This is a genomic window from Neorhizobium huautlense, from assembly GCF_030811685.1.
GTDB classification, from domain to species: Bacteria; Pseudomonadota; Alphaproteobacteria; order Rhizobiales; family Rhizobiaceae; genus Neorhizobium; species Neorhizobium huautlense_A.
Genome location: NZ_JAUSRF010000009.1, coordinates 132,072 through 153,450, shown reverse-complemented (window position 1 = coordinate 153,450; position 21,379 = coordinate 132,072). Strand labels below are relative to the sequence as shown.

24 protein-coding genes are annotated in these 21,379 nt (G+C 60.0%); 10 read left to right on the top strand and 14 right to left on the bottom strand.

Translation table 11 applies throughout. The features are described 5' to 3' along the window. Positions 1-244: 244 nt before the first annotated feature. Both J2T09_RS15075 and rnhA read left to right on the top strand, forming a co-directional pair. Positions 245-1,219, top strand: a complete 975-nt coding sequence (locus tag J2T09_RS15075; protein WP_306836025.1) for a homoserine kinase — start codon at positions 245-247, stop codon at positions 1,217-1,219. Further along, positions 1,216-1,698 carry a ribonuclease HI gene (gene rnhA, locus J2T09_RS15070; RefSeq protein WP_306836024.1) on the top strand — a complete coding sequence of 161 codons (483 nt, stop codon included), beginning with the start codon at positions 1,216-1,218 and terminating at the stop codon, positions 1,696-1,698. The genes J2T09_RS15075 and rnhA overlap by 4 nt, the downstream gene beginning before the upstream one ends. A 195-nt stretch (positions 1,699-1,893) precedes the next feature. Here rnhA and J2T09_RS15065 read toward each other — a convergent pair whose 3' ends face one another. Both J2T09_RS15065 and J2T09_RS15060 read right to left on the bottom strand, forming a co-directional pair. After that, a complete protein-coding gene (locus J2T09_RS15065) occupies positions 1,894-2,970 on the bottom strand; it encodes an NAD(P)-dependent alcohol dehydrogenase (RefSeq protein ID WP_306836019.1) in 1,077 nt (358 codons plus the stop codon). Positions 2,971-3,161: 191 nt separating this feature from the next. Continuing rightward, complete coding sequence (locus J2T09_RS15060; RefSeq protein WP_306836017.1) at positions 3,162-4,271, bottom strand: peptidoglycan-binding domain-containing protein; 1,110 nt, start codon at positions 4,269-4,271, stop codon at positions 3,162-3,164. 297 nt (positions 4,272-4,568) lie between these two features. Between J2T09_RS15060 and J2T09_RS15055 the strand changes: the two genes are divergently transcribed. Next, on the top strand, positions 4,569-4,877 hold the full coding sequence (locus J2T09_RS15055) for a Dabb family protein (RefSeq protein ID WP_306836016.1): 309 nt from the start codon (positions 4,569-4,571) through the stop codon (positions 4,875-4,877). A gap of 38 nt (positions 4,878-4,915) precedes the next feature. On the opposite strand, the gene J2T09_RS15050 is transcribed toward J2T09_RS15055, so the two are convergent. From J2T09_RS15050 to J2T09_RS15035, 4 genes are all read right to left on the bottom strand, one after another. Continuing rightward, complete coding sequence (locus J2T09_RS15050; RefSeq protein WP_306836013.1) at positions 4,916-5,401, bottom strand: peroxiredoxin; 486 nt, start codon at positions 5,399-5,401, stop codon at positions 4,916-4,918. 51 nt (positions 5,402-5,452) lie between these two features. After that, positions 5,453-6,097, bottom strand: a complete 645-nt coding sequence (locus tag J2T09_RS15045; RefSeq protein WP_306836011.1) for a PIN domain-containing protein — start codon at positions 6,095-6,097, stop codon at positions 5,453-5,455. A gap of 3 nt (positions 6,098-6,100) precedes the next feature. Further along, entirely contained in the window at positions 6,101-6,457 is a 357-nt protein-coding gene (locus J2T09_RS15040; RefSeq protein WP_306836008.1) for a hypothetical protein, read from the bottom strand. Between the two features lie 76 nt (positions 6,458-6,533). Beyond that, on the bottom strand, positions 6,534-7,406 hold the full coding sequence (locus J2T09_RS15035; RefSeq protein WP_306836006.1) for a protein-disulfide reductase DsbD domain-containing protein: 873 nt from the start codon (positions 7,404-7,406) through the stop codon (positions 6,534-6,536). Between the two features lie 165 nt (positions 7,407-7,571). On the opposite strand from J2T09_RS15035, the gene J2T09_RS15030 reads away from it, so the two are divergent. The 3 genes from J2T09_RS15030 to J2T09_RS15020 all read left to right on the top strand — a co-directional run bounded on the left by J2T09_RS15030 (position 7,572) and on the right by J2T09_RS15020 (position 9,665). After that, positions 7,572-8,177, top strand: a complete 606-nt coding sequence (locus J2T09_RS15030) for a YqgE/AlgH family protein (RefSeq protein WP_306836003.1) — start codon at positions 7,572-7,574, stop codon at positions 8,175-8,177. Positions 8,178-8,306: 129 nt separating this feature from the next. Next, the gene (locus J2T09_RS15025) at positions 8,307-8,498 is read left to right on the top strand and encodes a CsbD family protein (protein WP_112734162.1); all 192 of its coding nucleotides are present in this window, start codon (positions 8,307-8,309) and stop codon (positions 8,496-8,498) included. Between the two features lie 102 nt (positions 8,499-8,600). Beyond that, positions 8,601-9,665, top strand: a complete 1,065-nt coding sequence (locus J2T09_RS15020) for a zinc-binding metallopeptidase family protein (protein ID WP_306836000.1) — start codon at positions 8,601-8,603, stop codon at positions 9,663-9,665. 26 nt (positions 9,666-9,691) lie between these two features. Here J2T09_RS15020 and J2T09_RS15015 read toward each other — a convergent pair whose 3' ends face one another. From J2T09_RS15015 to J2T09_RS15000, 4 genes are all read right to left on the bottom strand, one after another. After that, on the bottom strand, positions 9,692-10,150 hold the full coding sequence (locus J2T09_RS15015; RefSeq protein WP_306835998.1) for a type VI secretion system tube protein Hcp: 459 nt from the start codon (positions 10,148-10,150) through the stop codon (positions 9,692-9,694). A gap of 77 nt (positions 10,151-10,227) precedes the next feature. Beyond that, a complete protein-coding gene (locus tag J2T09_RS15010) occupies positions 10,228-10,932 on the bottom strand; it encodes an alpha/beta fold hydrolase (RefSeq protein WP_306835996.1) in 705 nt (234 codons plus the stop codon). 137 nt (positions 10,933-11,069) lie between these two features. After that, a complete protein-coding gene (locus tag J2T09_RS15005; protein ID WP_306835994.1) occupies positions 11,070-11,471 on the bottom strand; it encodes a hypothetical protein in 402 nt (133 codons plus the stop codon). Positions 11,472-11,568: 97 nt separating this feature from the next. Beyond that, a complete protein-coding gene (locus tag J2T09_RS15000; RefSeq protein WP_306836214.1) occupies positions 11,569-11,802 on the bottom strand; it encodes a hypothetical protein in 234 nt (77 codons plus the stop codon). Between the two features lie 251 nt (positions 11,803-12,053). On the opposite strand from J2T09_RS15000, the gene J2T09_RS14995 reads away from it, so the two are divergent. Further along, on the top strand, positions 12,054-12,431 hold the full coding sequence (locus J2T09_RS14995) for a hypothetical protein (protein ID WP_306835993.1): 378 nt from the start codon (positions 12,054-12,056) through the stop codon (positions 12,429-12,431). Between the two features lie 24 nt (positions 12,432-12,455). Here the strand turns inward: J2T09_RS14995 and J2T09_RS14990 are convergent, their stop codons facing one another. From J2T09_RS14990 to thrC, 4 genes are all read right to left on the bottom strand, one after another. Next, the gene (locus J2T09_RS14990) at positions 12,456-15,326 is read right to left on the bottom strand and encodes an EAL domain-containing protein (protein ID WP_306836212.1); all 2,871 of its coding nucleotides are present in this window, start codon (positions 15,324-15,326) and stop codon (positions 12,456-12,458) included. A gap of 23 nt (positions 15,327-15,349) precedes the next feature. Continuing rightward, positions 15,350-15,979: a GNAT family N-acetyltransferase gene (locus J2T09_RS14985; RefSeq protein ID WP_306835990.1), complete on the bottom strand. Its 630-nt coding sequence runs from the start codon at positions 15,977-15,979 to the stop codon at positions 15,350-15,352. 312 nt (positions 15,980-16,291) lie between these two features. Next, on the bottom strand, positions 16,292-17,590 hold the full coding sequence (locus tag J2T09_RS14980) for a M16 family metallopeptidase (RefSeq protein WP_306835988.1): 1,299 nt from the start codon (positions 17,588-17,590) through the stop codon (positions 16,292-16,294). 28 nt (positions 17,591-17,618) lie between these two features. Further along, positions 17,619-19,025, bottom strand: a complete 1,407-nt coding sequence (thrC, locus tag J2T09_RS14975) for a threonine synthase (protein ID WP_306835986.1) — start codon at positions 19,023-19,025, stop codon at positions 17,619-17,621. 245 nt (positions 19,026-19,270) lie between these two features. Between thrC and J2T09_RS14970 the strand changes: the two genes are divergently transcribed. The 3 genes from J2T09_RS14970 (at position 19,271) to J2T09_RS14960 (ending at position 21,229) form a co-directional block, all read left to right on the top strand. Further along, positions 19,271-19,903, top strand: a complete 633-nt coding sequence (locus J2T09_RS14970; protein WP_306835985.1) for a PilZ domain-containing protein — start codon at positions 19,271-19,273, stop codon at positions 19,901-19,903. Between the two features lie 105 nt (positions 19,904-20,008). Next, positions 20,009-20,926: a hypothetical protein gene (locus tag J2T09_RS14965; protein WP_306835982.1), complete on the top strand. Its 918-nt coding sequence runs from the start codon at positions 20,009-20,011 to the stop codon at positions 20,924-20,926. A 6-nt stretch (positions 20,927-20,932) separates the two neighbouring features. Next, positions 20,933-21,229: a hypothetical protein gene (locus tag J2T09_RS14960; RefSeq protein ID WP_306835980.1), complete on the top strand. Its 297-nt coding sequence runs from the start codon at positions 20,933-20,935 to the stop codon at positions 21,227-21,229. Positions 21,230-21,379: the final 150 nt, after the last annotated feature.

Below are 21,379 nucleotides of genomic sequence, written 5' to 3'. Positions count from 1 at the left end.
ACCCCCCTCTGTCCTGCCGGACATCTCCCCCTCAAGGGGGGAGATCGGCATGGGGCCGGGCTCGTTCCCAAACTTTGATCGATGCGAGTTAAACAAAACTTGCGTCGACATCCTTTCTGCGTTGAAAAGAATGTCGATGATGGCCTCTTTCCGATCTCCCCCCTTGAGGGGGAGATGCCCGGCAGGGCAGAGGGGGGTAAGTTTCCTCGACTTTGATTCTGTTTCCCGCACCTGAGAGTTTCCATTGGCCGTCTATACCGACATCACCGAAATCGACCTGAAACAGTTTCTCGCCCAATATGAGGTCGGCGAGTTGACCTCCTACAAGGGCATTGCCGAGGGTGTCGAAAACACCAATTTTCTGCTGCACACGACAAAAGATCCGCTGATCCTGACGTTGTATGAAAAGCGCGTCGAAAAATCCGACCTGCCGTTTTTTCTGGGCCTCATGCAGCATCTGGCCGATCGTGGCCTGACCTGCCCGTTGCCGCTGCCGCGCAATGATGGCGAACTGCTGGGCGAATTGTCCGGTCGTCCGGCGGCGCTGATTTCCTTCCTCGAAGGCATGTGGCTGCGCAAGCCGGAGGCCAAACATTGCCGTGAAGTGGGGGCGGCGCTGGCAAAAATGCACATTGCCGGCGAGGGTTTCGACATCAAACGGCCGAACGCGCTGTCGCTCGAAGGCTGGGTGTCGCTCTGGCAGAAATCCGAGACCCGAGCCGACGAAGTCGAGACCGGATTGCAGGACGAGATTGCCGGCGAACTGGATTTCCTCACGGCCCATTGGCCTAAAAATCTGCCGGCCGGTGTCATCCATGCCGATCTGTTTCAGGACAATGTCTTCTTCCTCGGTGACACGCTGTCCGGCTTGATCGATTTCTATTTCGCCTGCAACGACATGCTGGCCTATGACGTGTCGATCTGCCTCAACGCCTGGTGTTTTGAGAAGGACGGCGCCTACAATGTCACCAAGGGCAAGGCGCTGCTGGAAGGCTACCAGTCGGTGCGGCCGCTGGGCGCAGACGAACTTGCCGCCCTGCCGATCCTTGCGCGCGGTTCGGCGCTGCGGTTTTTCCTCACCCGCCTGTATGACTGGCTGACGACGCCGGAAGGTGCGCTGGTGGTAAAAAAGGACCCGATCGAATATCTCAGAAAACTGCGCTTCCACGCGAAGGTGGAAAGCGTCGCGGATTACGGCATTTCGGGAGAACCGGCATGAAACAGGTCGAGATTTTTACCGATGGCGCCTGCTCGGGCAATCCCGGTCCCGGCGGCTGGGGCGCCATCCTGCGGTATGGCGAAACCACCAAGGAACTGAACGGCGGCGAGGCGGAAACCACCAATAACCGCATGGAACTGCTGGCGGCGATTTCGGCTCTCGATGCGCTGAAAAGCGAATGCGAAGTCGATCTTTATACCGACAGCAAATACGTCATGGACGGTATTTCCAAGTGGATTTTTGGCTGGAAGAAAAACGGCTGGAAAACCGCCGACAAGAAGCCGGTCAAGAATGGCGAACTCTGGCAGCGGCTCGATACCGCCAACCAGCGTCACAAGGTGAAATGGCACTGGGTCAAGGGCCATGCCGGCCACCCGGAAAACGAACGGGCCGATGAGCTAGCGCGTCTCGGCATGGCACCGTTCAAGAAATCCGGCCCCGCCAAGCCGCTGCTCGGCCGCTCGCTGCTGGTGAAGTAACCACAAAAAGGACATCGGCCCGGGGAATGCGGCCGGGCCGATGCCATGCGGGACGTTACGGTTTCGGCGTGTCGTCCCACCTCCTCCCGTATCCCGGCATTGGATGTCTTGTCGGATGTCTTGGCGATATGTCTGCCTGCGCGCACCCGCATCGATACGCGCAGGCATCCGGCCATTGCCGTTTCGGTCTTCGGCTTACGGCGTAATCGCCACTTTCAGCACACCATCCCGCTGATTGGCGAAGAGGTCGTAAGCCTCTTCGATCTGATCGAGCTTGAAACGGTGCGTGACGAGACCGGACAGGTCGACGCGGCCGGAAGAGATGACATCCTGCATGCGGCGCATGCGTTCCTTGCCGCCGGGGCAGAGCGTGGTGCGGATCGATTTGTCGCCAAGCCCGGCGGAAAAGGCATCGAGCGGAATGGTCAGGTCCGTGGAATAGACGCCGAGGCTGGAGAGTACGCCGCCGGGCCTCAAGACCCGCAGCGCCGCCTCGAAGGTCGATTGCGTGCCGAGCGCCTCGATCGCCACATCCACACCGCGCCCGTCGGTGATGCGCATGATGGCATCGACCGGGTTTTCCGCCCGGTAATCGACCACGAAGTCCGCGCCCAAACGCTTGGCCATGTCCAGCCGCGCCGGCAACGTATCGACGGCAATGATTTTGGTGGCACCCATCAGTTTTGCACCGGCCGTGGCGCAGAGCCCGATCGGTCCCTGCGCAAACACCGCCACGCAATCGCCGATCTTGATCTGCCCGGTTTCTGCGCCGGAAAGACCCGTCGACATGATGTCCGGGCACATCAGCACCTGTTCGTCGGTCACACCGTCATCGATCGGGGCGAGGTTGACCATGGCGTCAGGCACGCAGAGATATTCGGCCTGCGCGCCATCGATCGTATTGCCGAACCGCCAGCCGCCCATGGCCTTGAAACCGTGCTTCGTGCCCGCGCCATCCTGCGCGCCGCAGCCGCACAGGCAGGCCGTGCTCCAGCCGGATGGCGTGATCGCGCCGGCAATCACCCGCTGGCCTTCCGACAAGCCTTTGACGCCGGAGCCGAGTTTTTCGATGATGCCCACCGGCTCGTGGCCGATGGTCAACCCCTTGGCGACGGGATATTCGCCCTTGAGGATATGAACATCGGTGCCGCAGATCGTCGTGGTGGTGATCTTGATCAGCGCATCGAGCGGGCCGATTTCGGGGATCGGCTTTTCATCGAGGACGATGCGTCCTTTTTCGACAAATATCGCCGCCTTCATCATCTGAGCCATGACAGGTCCTCCCTCCCGTATGTCTTGTCGATGGGGATAGAGTGGACAGGTGCGTAAAACCGCTCAAGGTTGCATTTTGTCGCAGGGTCCCGCTAAATTTCGCCTATAGGTGACAATCGTCAATTCTGCCGGCAAGAGAAAAGGCCGGCGGGTTTCCCGGCCGGCCTTGTGTTCTGGATGATCCGTTCTGCTTAGCGGTGGTGACGGAACGGGCGGCCGTGACCGCGATAATAACGCGGGCCATGGTGGCGGTGACGGTTGCTGATGGCAGCCCCACCGATGACGCCGGCGGCAAGGCCGAGAACGCCGAGCGCAATCGCCGCATCGGCACCCGAATTATCCGGCACGCGACCGACGAGTTCATCCCCCGCAGCAGGACGGGCACGCACGCGGGCCGGTCTTGGCTTCGGCTGGGCGGCAAGCCAGCTCTGATATGGCTGTTCGGAATCGGTGCGCAGGCGGGCCAACTGGTCATAGGAGATGTAACCGGTGGCCGGCGCATCGACAAAACCCTGCCACTGCATGATGGCATTGCGGCTTTTGGCGCCAAGCGCGCCATCGACGCCACCGGTGGCAAAACCGATCGATGTCAGGCGGCCCTGCACTTCGCGGCGGGTGGCACGTTCGCTGAGGAGAGCGGCTTCGGTATCCGGCGTGCCGGTGGAAAAGGCCGGCTCGACAGGGGCTGCCTGCGCGGCCTGTGCGTCTGCGGCGGCTTCGTTATCCACCAGCTTGACGATGCGCGCCTTGGCGATGGTGGCAAATTTCCCGGTCGGGTAGGCGGTCAGATAACCGTTATATTCCTCGATCGTGTTGCCGCTGGCGGCAGCCTGCCAAAGGGCGAATTCCTGCTCCCAGCCGGTATCGGCGCCATTGGCGCCGGCATTGGCGGGCGCTGCCTGCGTGGCAACCGTAGGCGCTTGAGTTTCGGGCGCTGCCAGCGGTGCCGTCGCAGCCGGGGCAACAGGCGCTGCGGCCTGTGTTTCGGCAGGCGTTTCCGCCGGTGCGGATGCGGCGGTATCGGATGCAGGCGTGGATGGCGCGGCCGTCACGGTTTCCGCAGCGGGTTTTGCCTCCACGGCGGGCGCGACGGCGGTTTCCTTCGCGCTTTCTGCTGCAAGGGCAGCACCAATACTCTGCGGTGCGGCAGCCGGCGGCAGTTGCAGAGGCGCGCGGTTCGGAGCCGTGTTTTCGCTGGCGGCAGCGGCCGGCGGCGGCGTCTGCGCCAGCACCTGCCCGGAAACCAGCGACAGGCTGACGACACTGGCCGTCAGGAATTTCAGATGCTTGATCGTGCCCATGACCCTATACCCCTATGGAAAATGCCCGATATGTCTGGAAAGGCGGCTTTTTTGACCCGGAAGGCCGCCGCGAATGAGATTGGAAACCGTAACGTCTTCAGATCGCTTTCGAATTCATCGAAAGTGGTTGTGCCACGGTTTAGTCGCAATCGCCTTAAAGACGCCATAATGTACGCGGTAAACGCGTATTGAAGAGGGCGAGGTATATCTCCCCTCGCAAGATGCAGATTGCAGGCTCTTTGCGAAACCTGAACCAGTGACTATGTGTTTCGGATAGGCTTTTGGGAGAATTTTCACATGATCCTGCACACCGTCCTGATCCGTTTCAAATCCTCGATTTCACCGGATGACAAGAAGGCGATCTTTACGGCGATCGCCGCGCTCAAGGAAAAACTGTCCGGCATGACGGATGTCAAATACGGGCCGAACGTTTCGCCGGAGGGTCTGGGTGGCGGTTTTGCCGATGCGCTGGTGGTGACATTCGAAAATGCCGAAGCGCGCGACGCCTATCTCGTTCATGCCGATCATGTGGCGGTCGCTGAAAAGATCGTGGCGTCCGCCGAGGGCGGGCTGGCGGGTCTGCTGGTGTTCGATCTGGAAATATGAAAAAAGGGCGCCGAAAGCGCCCTTCGAACCCTTAACGGTTACAGCCGTTCCAGCATCGCCTGCGCGCTGGAAACCGTGGCCTGGCCCGGGCTTTCCTCGATGTCGAGGCTTTTCACCACGCCATCTTCCACCAGCATCGCATAACGCTTGGAGCGCACGCCGAGACCGCCGCCGGACAGATCGACGTCGAGGCCCATCGCCTTGGTGAAGGCAGCATCGAAATCGGCGAGGAAATGAATCTTGCCGAGGCCACCGGACTGTTGCGCCCACGCGCCCATCACATGCCAGTCGTTGACGGCGACGACGGCGATATCATCGACACCCTTGGCGACGAGCGCATCGCGATTTTCCAGATAACCCGGCAGATGGTTGAGCGTGCAGGTGGGCGTAAACGCGCCCGGCACGGCAAAAAGCACGACGCGCTTGCCGGCAAACAGGTCCTGTGTGTTGACCTCGACAGGGCCGTTTTCGGTCTTTTCCTTGAAGGTTGCCTGCGGCAGCTTTTCGCCAATCGCAATCGTCATGCACGTCTCCTCATAATACCCCGTTTCCTGACAATCGTCAGGTCGGGGCGACTATAGGGGGCGTTGGTCGGATGGCAAGGTGGAGTGGGGCCTCTCTCGCGATTTTACCAGGGTGGTCCAGAGCGCCTCCGGCTCGAAATCATACCCCAGCCGCATCCATGCCATCACATCGAAAGGATGGGCAATGATGAGGTCCGCCTGTCCGATCCGGTAGCGCAGGACCTGTAGCGTGCGTTTGCCGGGCGACATGGTTTCCACGACCTGCGTATCGAGGATGGCGGCATCCTTGCTGATGAAATCCTTGAGATTGTCGGTGACGAGAATATCGGCGCGGGTGCCGAAAGCGGTCGCCAGAACACCCGCATCCTCGATGTCGGAGATGGCGAAACGTTCCTCGCCACCTAAAATGAGATAGGGATCGAGAGCGTCCGGTCCGTATCTCATCATGTCGATAATGGCGCTGGAATAGGCCTTGATACGCTCCGGTGAAAACTGCAGCCGGTCTAGAACCGTCTCGAGCGTGTCGATCATCTCATGCGAGATGACCAGTTGGGCCTTGTCTGCGAAACCCCATCGGTGGTGACTGACCATGGAGACCAGGGTCTGGGTTGCCGTTTCCTTGTGGCTTCGGTCATGGGCGATGATGTTGCCCACCAGCACGTTGACATCGAGCAACACGCGGACAGGGCGTTGCATGCTTTACGTCCGGCGTGTTGCGATACGTGTCAGCGCCGTTGCCTCTTCCATCATGTCGATCTCGCGCGATCCGTTTTCCGGCCCGCCGAAACGCTGTTCGCCTGCCAGATCGGCAGTGGCCTTTTCAAGCCGAACCCTCGCTGCAGCAGCCATCATTTCCCGCCCGAGCTTGCCGATCGTCTCATGATCGTCCTGCGCGTTCAACTCCAGCAGAAAATCCCGGATTTCCTTGGGCAGGTCGACAAAGACCGTGATGGCGCTCGAAACCGCATTCGATACGGATCTGTTTTCCATGGCAGCCACGCGCTTCAATTTCATGGCGGTGCCGTTATCGACATTTGCCGAGATCGTCGAAGACATTACTGGCTCCTATGGAAATGCCCCATTTCTATATAGCCGATAACCGCGGTGCTGGCCAATGGTCGTCCAAAGGCCTTCAATCGAAAGCCAAACTCGTTTCCATCGCACGCGTGCCGGAAATCACCAAAATGTCCCAGCGCTTGCCCTTGATGTCGTATTTGACCGGCAGTTTTTCGATCGGCATTTCCACGGTGTAGCTGTCACCTTCGCGCGTGCCGGATTGCTCGTCGAACAGCACATATCCTTCCGGCCCCGTTACCAGAACCTGTGGTTTGGTCCCGGTGTCCTGCGGCAGGCGCAGCGCCAGCTTCAATGTCTTGTCGGCATCGGTCAACGAATAATGGGTGACGGCGAAATCCATGGAGGGCGGATCGGGCAGGAAGGCACCGGCCTTCTGCAGGATCATGAATTCTTCCGGCGGCGTCATGTTTTCCGGCTTGAGATTTAAGAGGAAATCCGCCTGGAAGGGAATGCAGATATCGCGACACAGGCCGATGAAACCCGACAGCGTCACCGGCTTCGGTTCCTTCGGGTCACTCACCGTCAGTTCGAAGGGCAGCGTTACCGGCTTGTCGTAACCGATATCCAGCAGCTTTCCGTCACCGACGCGTTTGGGCACCGGGTAGGAGAGTTCGCCGATCGTGGCCGCACTGCCCTCGGCAACGGACAGTTTCGGCGGGATGCCGGCTTCGCCCGGTTCGCGCCAATAGGTGATCCAGCCCGGTTTCGGTTCGATTTCAAACCCGCCGCGCACGCGGCCCTGCGCATCCGGCGGCAGGGTGACGATGCGCATGCGTCCGCCTTCGTTCTGCGCCCAGGGCGTTGTTTCGGCAACCGCGCGGGATGAGGGGAAAAACGACGCGGCAAGGCAAAGACCAGCGGCCACAAGGGCCACGGCCATGTGCCGGAAGCGGTGATCGGTATCAGAATAGGGCAGGGTGATGCGCATGATTAGGCACGTATTGCATCTCTCCGGCATGAGCCAGTCAACAAGCGAAAAAACGCAATCATTTTCGGTTGATTGACAAAGGGCAGTGCCCCATGTTGCTCTTGGGGGATAAGCAAACTGACGCTGTTCGCCGGCATGTCCGGCCGGCAGCAGGCTGGAGGCACGATGACATTCCCGACGCTTGGAGACAAACGCGAACGTGGCTTTCTCGATGGCCAGTTCCTGATTGCCATGCCGGGCATGGAGGATGGGAATTTTGCCCGCTCCGTCGTGTATGTCTGCGCCCATTCGGCCGATGGCGCCATGGGTTTCATCATCAACAGGTCGCAGCAGATTTCCTTTGTCGATGTGCTGCTTCACCTGAAGATGCTGGACGAACACGACGCCATCCTTCTGCCGGAAAAGACGCGTGCCTTTCCGATCCTCTCGGGCGGTCCGGTGGAAACCGGTCGCGGTTTCGTGCTGCATTCGGACGATTATACCGGCGACAGCAGCATTCCGATCAGCGACGATATTTCGCTCACCGCAACGCTCGATGTGGTACGCGCCATCAGCGAGGACCGTGGCCCGTCGCGCGCCACGATGATGCTCGGTTATGCCGGCTGGGGCGCCGGCCAGCTGGAAGCGGAAATCGCCGGCAATGGCTGGCTCAACTGCCCCGCCACGGAAGAGATGATTTTTGATCATTGCCTTGAGGGCAAATACGAGCGCGCGCTCGCCACCATGGGCATCAGCGCCGCCATGCTCTCCACCGATGCTGGGCATGCCTGATATTTTTGCCGAAATTTTCTCCTGACGTTTTTGCAGCGCGGAACAAAAGCCAAAACAGTTCGTTCTATTTCCAGACACGATGCCAAGCACAATGCAAAGAATAAGCATCGGCAACCAAGGAGAACGACAATGGGAAGCACCGCTGACAAGATGGCCGGCAAAGGCAATGAAGTAGCCGGCAAGGTTAAGCAGGCTGCCGGCAAGGCAACCGACAATAATTCCCTGCGCGCCAAGGGCGCTGCACAGGAAGCCAAGGGCCATGCACAGCAGGCCAAGGGCAAGGCCAAGGAAGGCCTGAAGGATATTGTTGATCGCGCCTGATGCGCGTTCGCAAGTGTTGAGTTTCGAAAACCTGTTTCGGCATTCGTCGGGGCAGGTTTTCTGTATCCGCCTTTCCTCGTCTCTCGATCTCCGGAAAATCCCATGCGCCTTTTCGACTGTGATCACTGCGGCCAGCCGATCCATTTCGACAATCGCAATTGCGTCAATTGCGGTCACCGCCTCGGTTTCGTGCCCGAGCAACTGACCATGCATGCGCTCACGGAGGATGTGGAAGAGGGCGGCTGGCAGCTGGCCTCCGATCCGCTGAAACGCGTCATCTTCTGCGCCAATGCGGATAACGATATCTGCAACTGGACGGTGCCGGCCGGCAGCGGCGAGAGTTTCTGTCAGGCCTGCCGTCACAACCGGCTCGTGCCGGATGCATCGATAGAAGAGGGCTTGCTGCAATGGCGGCGTATCAGCCAGGCGCAGCGGCACCTGTTCTATTCGCTGCTGAAATGGGATCTGCCGCGCACCACCCGTGCGCAAGACCCGGAAGGCGGGCTGGTGTTCGATTTTCTGGTCGATGAAGTGCTTACCGACGGCACGGTGGTGGCGCCACTCACCGGCCATGAAGACGGCCTGATCGCCATCCGCGCTGCCGAAGCCGACGACGCGACGCGCGAAAAGATCCGCGTCGACATGAACGAACCCTACCGCACCATGCTCGGCCATTTCCGCCACGAGGTGGGCCATTACATGTGGGACAAGCTGGTACGCGACCGTGATCGGCTCGCTCCTTTCCGTCTCGCCTTTGGCGACGAGCGGCAGGATTATTCGGAGGCGCTGAGGCGCAATTACGAGGAAGGCCCGCCGGCCAACTGGCAGGAGGATTTTATCAGCACCTATGCCAGTTCGCATCCGTGGGAGGATTTTGCCGAAAGTTTTGCCCATTACCTGCATATCGTCGATACGCTGGAAACGGCGCGCTCGTTCGGCATGGTGGTGGAACCGCGCGGCCACGCGGAAATGGCGGCGGAAGTGGCGTTCAATCCCTATTTTGCCCATGATGCCGAACAGCTGGTCTCGGCCTGGATCCCGTTCAGCGTGGCGCTCAATGCCATGCACCGCTCACTGGGGGTGCCGGATTTGTATCCGTTCATCCTGGGCCCGACCGTGGTGGCCAAGCTGGAGTTCATTCACGGGCTGGTGCATCAGCGGCATTGAGCGGATCCATTTAATAATGAACCGCTCTAGAAAATGCGCTTCATTTCCAAGTCGTAGCCGGAGAGCCAGCGGGTCAACGGACCGTGGTGACCATCATAAACGGTGGTCAGCATATCGATTCTGCTGAAGCAGATGCTGAGCGTCTCATGCAGGCCTTCGTCATCCGGCACGAAGGCCAATGACGGATTGAAAAGGTCATACTTGATATCGTTATGTCCCGGCATCGACAGGACATGGACGAAAACCTTGTCTCCCAACCTGTTTTCCTCTGCCGCTTTCACCAGCGCGGCCGACATTGCATCGCTTGTCCTGACCAGTTGAAGCTCGGAAACGAAGGGATCTGGCGTCGGCTCTTGTTCCGTTTGTCGCGACGACGAGATGTCGCGATCCACGTTGAGCTTGAGCGAGTTCACGCTGATGCAGCCTGCAAAATTTTCGGCTTCGACATCGCCGCGAACGCCATTTATTTCCAGGTAAATCGGCATGGCAACACTTCCTCGGGCTTCGAACGGAGTATTGCCAGCATATCAGCAAAACGGAATTTTTGCACTGATGGATCCGTTCAGCGCAGCGACGTGGATTTTTCAGCCACGCATGGGGCATCGTTCTCTTCAAACGATCCGGTCTGCAGAAAGCGGCTCACCGCCGCTTTCACCTTCGGGTTCTGCGGCATGAATGTGTGGGTGACCGGCAGGACGAGATGCTGTTTCATGCCCGCAACCTTCGTGCTCTCCACCGAAACCTTGCCGTCATTCGGCCGCGGGATGATCAGTGAGCTGACCGGATCGATCGAACGCGTTCCGGCAATGATGCCGAGTTCGAAATCGATGACGTCGTCCAATACGGGTTTCAGGGTCTGGGCCGTGATCAGTTCCTGACCGGCCGGGCCATAAAACCAGCGATAGGCGCCATTGCCCGCCAGAAGATCCGCGACCTCGCTGCCGTGATTGGGCGTGCCGAGCATGACGACGCGGCCGAGCGTTTTGGGGCGGTGCCGGTGCAGGAAGGATCGCGTGACGAGGCCACCCATGGAATGGGCGACAATGTGCAAGGGCCATTCCGTTGCGGTGAACTCGGCGGACGCCTGTGCCACGAAATCGGCAAGTGCGGAGATCGGCGCGCGCGTGGAGGGATAGGTGATATTGAGAACCTCATATCCCTCGCTCACAAGCGTTCGTTCCAGACTGCGCATGTGCCGCCCGCTGCGTGCGATGCCATGCAGCAGGATCACCCGTTGTGGGGATGGTGTCGATACCTGTTCGTCCATTCACTCATGCATCCCTGTTGAACCTGCCGCAACGACGACCGTTTTTCTTGTCGAACAGATGGCGAGCCGATCCGCCTTCCAAAACGGCGGTGTTCTTGCGGTCGCCATCCATGCCGGGACCATCCACAGCCGAAAAATTACCTAATTTGCTTTGGAAGGACGAAGATGGCTATCAGCAGCGAGCTGGCCGCGCCGAAAGCGAAGGTGACGACGGGTTTCATGTCGAGCGGAACGAGATGGCTCCACATCAGCGCGGTGCCGCCGCCGGCCAGGCCTGCGAGGACGATGTGCTTGAAACATTTTCGAAATTCAAGGCAGGCATAGATGACGGCGAGAAGAAGTGCCGGCAGGCCGTAAAATGACAGGCCAAGGATGGAGGATAGGATCCCGAACCCCATTGTGGCGAAGAGAACGTCGGTGACAACCATGGTTTCGGCGGAAGAGAAAAGCCCGATGGCTGCGAAATAGAGGGCTATGAAAATGCCGGGCAGGGCAGGTGCCAGCGTGAAAAAGATCACGGTTTTCTTGAAAGGATACACCGTCTGTTCGCGCCTTGCCTCTTGTTTGAAAAGATCGCCGTGATGAGATGCGGCGGCAGTTGAACTGCGGCCGCTCTGATCCTGTCGGCTTGTGCCGTCAGGCCGAAAATTTCACCGCTACGCCGCGCTGGCGAAAATAGGCCTGCATCAGCTTGCGGCCGGAGCGGTTGCCATGCGCAAGCTTAGACGGATCGAAAACGGCTTCCTTCTTGCCTTCGCGGGCAAGTGCTGCCTTGAGGGCGGCGATATGCGTGTCGATATCGAGATTGTCGGCATTGATCGACTGGTAGATCTGGTCTGTTGCTTCCGCGACGGTCTTTTCGCTCACGATGGTACTCCTGATATGTGTCTGGCGGGCGTTTAGCACGCTTTTCGGTCCGCGCCTATTGTGGGGAAATGGCTGCTTTTACGGTAAATGCCACAATTGGCTGATGCCGATGAAGTCGTTATCCTTCGTGTATCGCGGAGCACAATGCTCCGGTTCCCGTCACGCGTCATGGTCATGACAAGCTGTTATCTCGAAGACATGGACGATGATGTTGCGAGATTTCAGCCCCGTTTTCCCAAGCCGAGGATTTTTAGGTGATACGTCCGGATGATTGCCTCGTGACCGTCGCCACGGGTTATGGTTTTGCCGAAACGGCAGTGACGGTCTCGTTTCTCGAAGGCCACGGCATTCCGGCCGTGGCACTGCCGTATCAGCTGGCCTCGGTTTCCTGGGACATGACGGTTGCTCTGGGCGGCATGGAAATTCGTGTGCCCGCAAGACTTGCGGATGCGGCGTGTTTTCTGCTTGCCGAGGACGCGCAGCCAGCAAGGCCGGAGAAGGGCAGGTCGCCATGGACGCTCTGGCCGCGGCGGATCGCGCTGGTGCTGATCTGTCTCCTCACCCAGGTGCCGCCGCCGCCACGCGGAATTTATGTCGTGGGGCGGGCGGAGGTGGCGGGCTATCGGATATAGCGTCCTCTGAAAGTCGGCGGGCGATCACGCCCGTTTCGTCAGCGGAAACCGCTCCTTCAGCAGCCGCTGCACCGACGCCGCATCCATCGGCGGGCCGAAGAGGTAGCTCTGGCCGTAATGGCAGCCCATTTTCACCAGATCGGCGGCATCGTCGTCGGTTTCCACGCCTTCGGCCACCACCACCATTTCCAGCGAGCGTGCCATGGCGATCACGGAGCGGAGCAGCAGCGCGCGCTTTTCGGCCGCCCCTGCGACCAGCGCCTTGTCCAGCTTGATCGTGTCGAACGGGAACTGCGTGAGGTAAGCGAGCGACGAGTGACCGGTGCCAAAGTCGTCGAGTGCGAGGCTGATGCCGGTTTCCTTGAGCTTGTTGAGCACAAGGCGGGCCTGTTCCGGGTTCTCCATCATCACGGATTCGGTCAGCTCCAGCTTGAACCGGTTCGGGGCGCAATGGGTTTTTGCGAGGATCGAACGCACGTCGTTGCACAGATCATTGTTGATCAGCTGCGCGCTCGACAGGTTGACCGACATGAAGATCGGCAGGTCGCCGGTCTGGGTTTCCCAATCCTTCAGGTCATTGGCGGAACGGTCGAGCGCGAACAGGCCGAGCGGGCCGATCAGGTCCGACATTTCGGCGATCGGGATGAATTCACTCGGCGGAATGGTGCCGCGCTTGGGGTGTTCCCAGCGCATCAGCGATTCGAAACCGGCGATCTCGCCATTGTCCAGCCGGATGATCGGCTGGTAGGCCATGGTCAGTTCCTTGCGGTCCAGTGCGCGGCGCAGGTCGGTTTCCAGCAGCAGGCGGTCGGTGCCGGTGGAGCGGAAGGCCGGGCGGAACGGTTCGACGCGGTTGCCGCCGGCGCGTTTTGCCCGGTACATGGCAAGTTCGGCGTCGCTGAGCAGCCCTTGCGCGTTTTCCTGCTGGTCCACCCATGAGGCAAGACCGATCGAAGCCGTCAGGATGATTTCGCGGTGCGCAAAGTTGATCGGCACCATGATGGCCTTCGACACGGCATCGGCAAAATCCGCCACCTTGGCCGGGTCGCGCTCAGACACGAGGATAAGGCCGAACTCGTCGCCGGAAAGGCGGGCCAGCGTATCCTGCGGCTTCAGAAGACGGCGCAGGCGGCGGGTCAGCGCAATGAGGATATTGTCGCCGGCAGCGATGCCGAGACTGTCGTTCACCTGCTTGTAGCGGTCGATATCGATCGACAGCACGGTCGGGCGCACGCCGTCGCTGGCAGCCGCAATGGTCAGCACGGATTGCAGGCGGTCGAGAAAGACCTGACGGTTCGGCAGGCCGGTGAGATTGTCGTGCAGGGCATCCTGCAGCAGGCGTTCGACGGAATTTTTCTGCTCGGTGACATCAACGACGGTGCCGACGCAGCGGATGATTTCGCCGTTCGATCCCAGAACCGGCCGGGCGCGGATTTGCAGCCAGTGGAAATGGCCGTCTTCGGCGCGGATGCGGAATTCGTGGTTGAGGCGGCCGCGGCGGTGTTCCAACAGCACGTCGAGTGTCGCCTTGAAGCGGTCGCGGTCTTCCGGGTGCAGGCGCGGGATCCAGTTGCGCACCGGCCCGTGCATGGTGCCCGACGAGAGGCCGAGCTGCTGCGAAATGTCCGGCGTGGTGATGACGCGGTCGCGCGCCACATCCCAATCCCAGACGGTATCGCCGGAGCCGGTCAGCGCCAGGGACTGGCGTTCGAGATCGGAAAACAGGCCCTGCTGATAGGCGCCGCCGGCAAAGGCGTGCTGCATGACCGTGAAGCCGATCAGGAGAACGATGAGGACGAGGCCACCGCCCAGCGCCGGCTGGATGATGTCGTTGTCGAGCCGGCCGGTAATCGTCAGCCAGCCGCCGAACAACCAGACCAGCAGGATCGCCCATGTCGGCACCAGAAGAATGGCGCGGTCAAAACGGTTCATGCCGAGATAGATGATCAGCAGGATGCCGGCAGTCCCCGTCAGCGCGAAGGAGAGGCGGGCAATGCCGGATGCTATCGACGGATCATAGATGGCGACGCCGAACAAGAGGCCAAGGCCGATGATCCAGGCGAAAGTCGCGTAACCCAGATGCACGTGCCAGCGATTGAGGTTGAGGTAGGTGAACAGGAAGATGACCAGTGAGGAGGCCAGCGCCACTTCCGCGCCGGCACGCCATATGCGCTGGTCGCTCGATGTCACGGTGATCAGTTTTTCGAGGAATCCGAAATCGATGCAGACATAGGCGAGCACCGCCCATGCGAGCGCTGCGGCAGCGGGCAGCATGGACGTGCCCTTGACCACGAAAAGAATGGTCAGGAACACGGCGAGCAGGCCGGCAATGCCGAGCACGATGCCCTTGTAGAGGGTGAACGAGTTGATCGAATCCTTGTAGGCATCCGGCTGCCAGAGATAGAGCTGCGGCAGTTGCGGTGTCGAAAGTTCGGCCACGAAGGTGATGACGGCGCCGGGGTTGAGCGTGATGCGGAACACGTCGGCATCCGGGCTGGCGATCCGGTCGAGCGCAAACCCTTCCGACGGCGTGATCGAGATGATGCGCTGCGACCCGAGATCGGGCCAGAACAGCTGCGATTTCGCCAGGCGAAAATGCGGTGCGACGATGACGCGCTCCAGCTGTTCGTCGGTGACGTTGGCAAGCGCGAACACGGCCCAGTCGCCCTGATGGCTCTGCGAGGAGGCGCGCACCTCGATACGGCGGCGAATGCCATCCGTGCCGGCGGCGGTGGAGACCTGGAAGGCCTCGCCCTGGTTGGGATAGATCTCGGTGGTCGGCGTCAGGTCGAGGGCCGTGTCGTCACGCGACAGTTTGACCGGTTCGGCGGCAAACACGCTCGTCGAAATGAAGGCGGTCACGATGAGGACCAGCGCCGCGCAGACGCGCTGCATGGTCGATATGGAGGCAGTGTTGATCATGGTGTCAGCGTATTCCCGAATTCCGTCTTTCCGAACTCGGGCGTTTCGCCCGCCAGTCGTGAGAACATCAGGTGGTCACGCCACTCGCCGTTTATCTTCAGGTATTTTCTCAACAGACCTTCCCGTTCGAAACCGGCCTTCTCGAGAAGACGCACGCTTTTCCAGTTCTCCGGAATACAGGCTGCCTCGATACGGTGCAACTGAAGACCATTGTGGATGTAGGGTACTGCGAGCTTGAGTGCGGCGAACATATGGCCTTGGCCCGCATAATTTTCGCCCATCCAGTAACCGATCATGCAGCTTTGCGCCGCTCCCCGGCGGATCAGCCCGATCGTCAAGCCTCCCATCAGCGCCATATCCTGCCGCCGGAACAGGAAAAACGGTACGGCGATGCCTGAGGAGAATTCCTGTGTATTGCGCTGCACGCGCAGTTTGAAGGCGCTTTCTGTCAGCTCGTCGGCCCGCCATGTCGGCTCCCATGGCTGCAGGAAGGCACGGCTTTCATCACGTGCGGCGTGCCATTTTCGATAATCGGCAAAACGCGGCAGGCGCAAAAGGTGGTGGTCGCCGTAAAGTTCCGGCGTTTCCGGTTGTCGCGACAGGAACCCAAAGACCGATCTCGTCATGTCAGGTGCACTCCGCAGGGAGGGGCATATAAAACAAGTCCCCCTCTGGCCTGCCGGCCATCTCCCCCACAAGGGGGGAGAAAATTTGCGGCACGCACCCCGCACAAAATCGAACCCCGGCGGCTCGACCGGGTTAAGCCCTCCCCCTTGTGGGGAGGGTGGGGAGGGGACTTTTTTTTATAAACGACAGCCCTGCCCAAAAGCGGGAAGCTCAAAGAGAGTTCGCGGCGCTGTCTCGGGTCCATATGCGATAACCCTCTGTCGGCAGGGATGGACTTCGGCCGGAGCGTTTGCCGCACCGGCCGGGCCGGATCAGCCGGTGGCCTGTTGTGTCTTGATTTGCGGCGCAGACAGCGCCGAGGTGATGTCTTCGAACGGTGCCAGCGTTTCCACCGGGCCGATGGCGGAGAGTGTCGGAACCGTATCGAAAAACAGTCGTCCGGCAAGATCGGTCAGGCGCTGGGTGGTGATGCCTTCCAGTCGCTCCATCATCTCCGCGCTCGGGATCGGGCGGCCGTAAAGCAGCATCTGGCGGGCCAGCTGGCCGGCGCGCGCACCGGCACTTTCCTGGCCCATCAGCAACTGGGCGCGGATCTGCGCGCGTGCGCGGTCGATTTCCACCTGATGCATGACTTCCGAAGACTTGCGCAGCTCATCCAGAATGACCGGAACCAGCTGCGGCAGGTCGTTGGCCCCTGTCGCCGCGTGGATGCCGAAAATGCCGGTATCGGAAAAACCCCAGTGGAAGGCATAGACCGAATAACACAGGCCGCGATGCTCGCGCACTTCCTGGAAGAGACGCGAGGACATGCCGCCGCCGAGAATGTTGGCGAGGATCTGCGAGCAATAAAAGTCCCGCATGTGATAGGCCTTGCCCTCGAAGCCGAGAAGCACCTGTGTGTCCATCAGGTCGCGGGTCTGGCGCACGTCACCGCCGATATATTTGGCGGCTTCCATGACCGGCGGGGCAGACGGCGTCTGCGGCAGCGAGGCGAAACGCTGTTCCACCTGTTTGACGAAGGCATCGTGATCGACGGCACCGGCAGCGACGACGAACATGCGGTCGGTGGTGTAATTGCGCGAAAGATAACCGCGGATATTGTCGGGCGTGAACGCCAGCACCGTGTCCGGCGTGCCGAGGATCGGGCGGCCGAGTGTCTGGCCGCGATAGGCAACCTCGGAAAACTGGTCGAAAACGATGTCGTCGGGCGTATCGTTGGCCGCGCCGATTTCCTGCAGGATGACATTCTTTTCGCGTTGCAGCTCTTCTTCCTCGAAGGCGCTTTCGGTCAAGATGTCGGCAAGGATATCGACGGCCAGCGGCACGTGATCCTTGAGGACGCGGGCGTAATAGGATGTGGTTTCGGTCGAGGTGGCGGCGTTCAGTTCGCCGCCGACATTCTCGATCTCCTCGGCAATGTCGCGGGCACTGCGGCGCGCGGTGCCCTTGAAGGCCATGTGCTCGAGAAGATGGGCGATGCCATGCTCGTTATCCATCTCGTTGCGCGAGCCGGATTTGATCCACACGCCCAGCGCAACACTTTCCAGATGCGGCATGTTTTCGGTGACGACGGTCAACCCGGACGCGAGCCGGGTGATATTAACATTCATTCTGTATCTCCGGCGTCTTCTGATCTCTTCAGGCGGTGGCCCGAGCATGTTTGCCGATAAAGCCTTCAACGGCTTTCAGGTCGGCATCCAAGAGATCGAAACGCTCCTCCCGTGTCATTAAATCAGCAAGCCATAGTGGAAGTGCCGGAGAAATTCCGCAAGCGGATTCTACTGCAGCCGGGAACTTGGCCGGGTGCGCGGTCGACAGCGTCACCATCGGAACGCCCGGTTTTGCGAGTTTTTTCGCCGCAAAAACGGCGGTCGCGGTATGTGGATCGATCAGGTAACCGGTCTCTGCCAGCGTTTCCTTGATCGTTGCAGCCACCTGTTTTTCGGTAGCGCGGGCGGCACGGAACTCGCGGCGGATGCTTTTCAGCGCTTCGGGCTGGATCTCGAACGAACCCGACTGTTTCAGGCTTGCCATGGCATTGCGCACCGCACCGGCATCACGGCCATAAGCTTCGAACAGAAGGCGTTCGAAATTGGACGAGATCTGGATATCCATCGACGGCGAGGTGGTCGCGTGCACGCCCTTCATCTCGTAACGGCCGGTCTTCAGGGTGCGGGCCAGAATGTCGTTGTCATTGGTGGAGATCGCCAGACGCTCGATGGGCAGGCCCATCTTCTTGGCCACGTAACCGGCAAAGATATCGCCGAAATTGCCGGTCGGCACCGTGAACGACACCTTGCGATCGGGTGCGCCGAGCGAGAGGGCGGATGTAAAATAATAGACCACCTGCGCCATGATGCGCGCCCAATTGATCGAGTTCACGCCCGACAGGCCGACCTTTTCGCGGAAGGCAACGTCGTTGAACATCTCTTTCACGAGGTTCTGGCAATCGTCGAAATTGCCCTTCACGGCAACCGCATAGACGTTCGATGCACCAGAGGAGGTCATCTGGCGCTGCTGAACGGGGGAAACTTTTCCGTGCGGGAAGAGGATGAAGACATCGGTGCGCTCGCGCCCCGCAAAGGCGTCGATGGCGGCACCGCCGGTATCGCCGGACGTGGCGCCGACGATGGTGGCACGCTGGCCGCGCTCGGCCAGCACATGGTCCATCAGGCGGGCGAGCAGCTGCATCGCCACGTCCTTGAAGGCGAGCGTGGTGCCGTGGAAAAGCTCGAGAACGAAGTCATTGGGACCGGTCTGCACCAGCGGCACGACGGCGGGGTGGCGGAATGTGGCATAGGCTTCGTCGATCATCGCTTTGAGCTTGTCGGCTGCGATCTCATCGCCGACGAACCGGCTGATCACCGCGAAGGCGACGTCCTGATAGGTCTTGCCGCGCAGGGCCTTGATGTCTTTTTTGGAGAAGGTCGGCCATTCGCGCGGAACATAAAGGCCACCATCGCGGGCAAGGCCGGCCATGAGTGCGTCGCGAAAGCTGAGCGCGGGTGCTTCGCCGCGTGTCGAGATGTATTCCACGAAGTTCATTCCCCAGAACAAAGAAGGCGTATAAAAGTTGAGCCTTCAATACAGAAAGCCGATGGGGATTGCGAGCCCGGATTGCACGCCAGCGGTTCGACTGCACGAATTTCGCCGCATTCGCATGTGTTTCAACGTGCAGGTGATTTTCGTCTCATGACGGATCGATTTTTGATTTTGCCACTGCTATAGACCTTGGCTTGAAGAGGTGCCGGAAGGTTCCGGGCGCGCCAGAGATCAAGTCAGGATCGGCCATGCGGCAGATCAGATATGCAAAAGGGTTGAGTAACGTGTTTGGAAAAACATCCCTGACCACGGCATCTTTCAAGACGGTTTTGCGCGTTGGCGCCGGCGTATCTGCCGTGGCCGTTCTTGCCGGTTGCACGACGCCCGATCTCGGTGCCGCCAGCCGCGCCGAGGCACAGGCCAATGTCACGCCGGTGGTACAGGCCTATTGCCCGCAGGTGGTGATCCGCGCCGATACCGGCTTCCACCGCTCTTACGCTGGCAAGGCCGCAGAGGGCGACGACAGCAAGCTGATCTACCAGGCATCCTTCGCCGACGTGACACGCTCCTGCACCGCCAGCGAAACCACGCTGACCATCAACGTGATGGCGCAAGGACGCATCGTGGCCGGCGCCGCCGGCAAGACCGGCGACGTGTCGCTGCCGGCTCTGGTGGAAGTGGTGGATGGCAACGATATCATCTATTCGCAGAAGGTCGCCTTCAACGCGACCATCCCGCCGGAAGGCAGCGGCCAGTTCATCTTCCAGAAGCCGGACGTTGCGATCCCGAATGCCGTCGGTGGCGCTTCGCGCTTCACCACGGTGCGCATCGGTTTCGATACGGGCAAGGCCGCGCCGAAAAAGCCGGCACGCCGGGGGTGAGTTTAAACAAATGCAAGAAAAGGCCCGGCCTCACGCAAGCGTGGCTGGGCTTTTTTGTTTTTGAAGCCATTTCGACGACCTGATATTGCGCATGGAGCCTGAAGCATGTCCGACGCCGATCGTGTGAAAAAGGTGCTGCAGAAGAATTTTCGCGAACAGCGGGATCACGTTGCTGAATGGATGTCCGAGCCGGCCAATCGCGCGCGAATGTATGACAGAAGAGTTGAGAAAATTCTCGAACCCTTTCTGGCGGATGGTGCCCAGAAAAAGCTTGTTCCCGCTGCGATGCGCGATATCCGCTACTGGCATCTGATGCAGGCGATGCAGCAAAGCTTCAACAATGGCCCGCATCCGCAAGAACAGATTGCTCTCGCAGGCCTGCATGCATTCTGGCATCTGGAATGCGCCCACGCAATCATGGAGTCCGACGATCCCGCCGGCTACAAACTCTATCTGAAAGATTTCGACACCGTGTCGCTGATGCTGGCGTTGGGCTGGCCGGATCATGCCATTCGCCTTGCCGATACGCTGTTCGACCGATGGGACGAACAGGAGGGCGGGGCCGGCAACATCGCCTGGGAGGCCCTGCCGCAATATGTGCCCTGGCTGTCGATCAAACTCTACCGGGCGTGGAGCGGTGATGAGATCGACCTTTACGCCGAACCCGAGGATGACCAGCTGGACGGTTTTGCCGGGCTTGCAAAACATGTGCTGCACGAAGACCCGGCGGTGTTTACTAAAGCCCTGCTGCAGGCTGCCGACTTCCATGTTCTCGGCAGCGGTGTCGATGATTACGATCCGGTGCGCGAGTATAATCACTGGTTCCTGCCGGTCGAACTGCTGGCCGCTTGTCGTATTCGCGAGCTGAAAGGGCTGGAGATGCCGGAGGTGGCGCATCCGCTGTTCGAGGCCAGCCCGTTGTGTCGGCTTCACCCACCTGTCGCCGTGCCGGAGGATGCGCTTCTGGCAAAGGTTCTGCCCGCCTTTGCAAAGGTAACAGGCACGCTCGATCTCGACGTGTAGAACACGATGCGACCTTACGATTCCGAATCCATTCCTGCGTCCAGGCTGCTCGTCAGCTTTTATTACGAAGGCAATCCGGTCGGTTCTTTCGAGGGTGATGTTATCCCGACTGAACCCGGCACTTACCGACATATGCCCTTTCGCAGTGTCGGGCACCTCTGGATGGGGCAGGCTTTGGCGGCAGGCCGCACGGTCTTTTGCACCTATTCGCAAGGGGCCTCGACCATCCAGTTCCAGGTGATGGCGTATCCCGCCTATGGCACGCTCGTCCTCGACAACTTTTCCGTTCTGGACTGCGAATAGCGCCTTTTTTGCCCTCACGGTTCCCTTGCGCCTATTCCAGACCATATGTCGTCTTTATCGGCCGGCCATGTCGTTTTCGTAGGCGTTCGAATGCGCCCCGCATGGTCTCATGAAACAGCAGAACGAATGGAAGGTTGCGCGCCCGTCCGA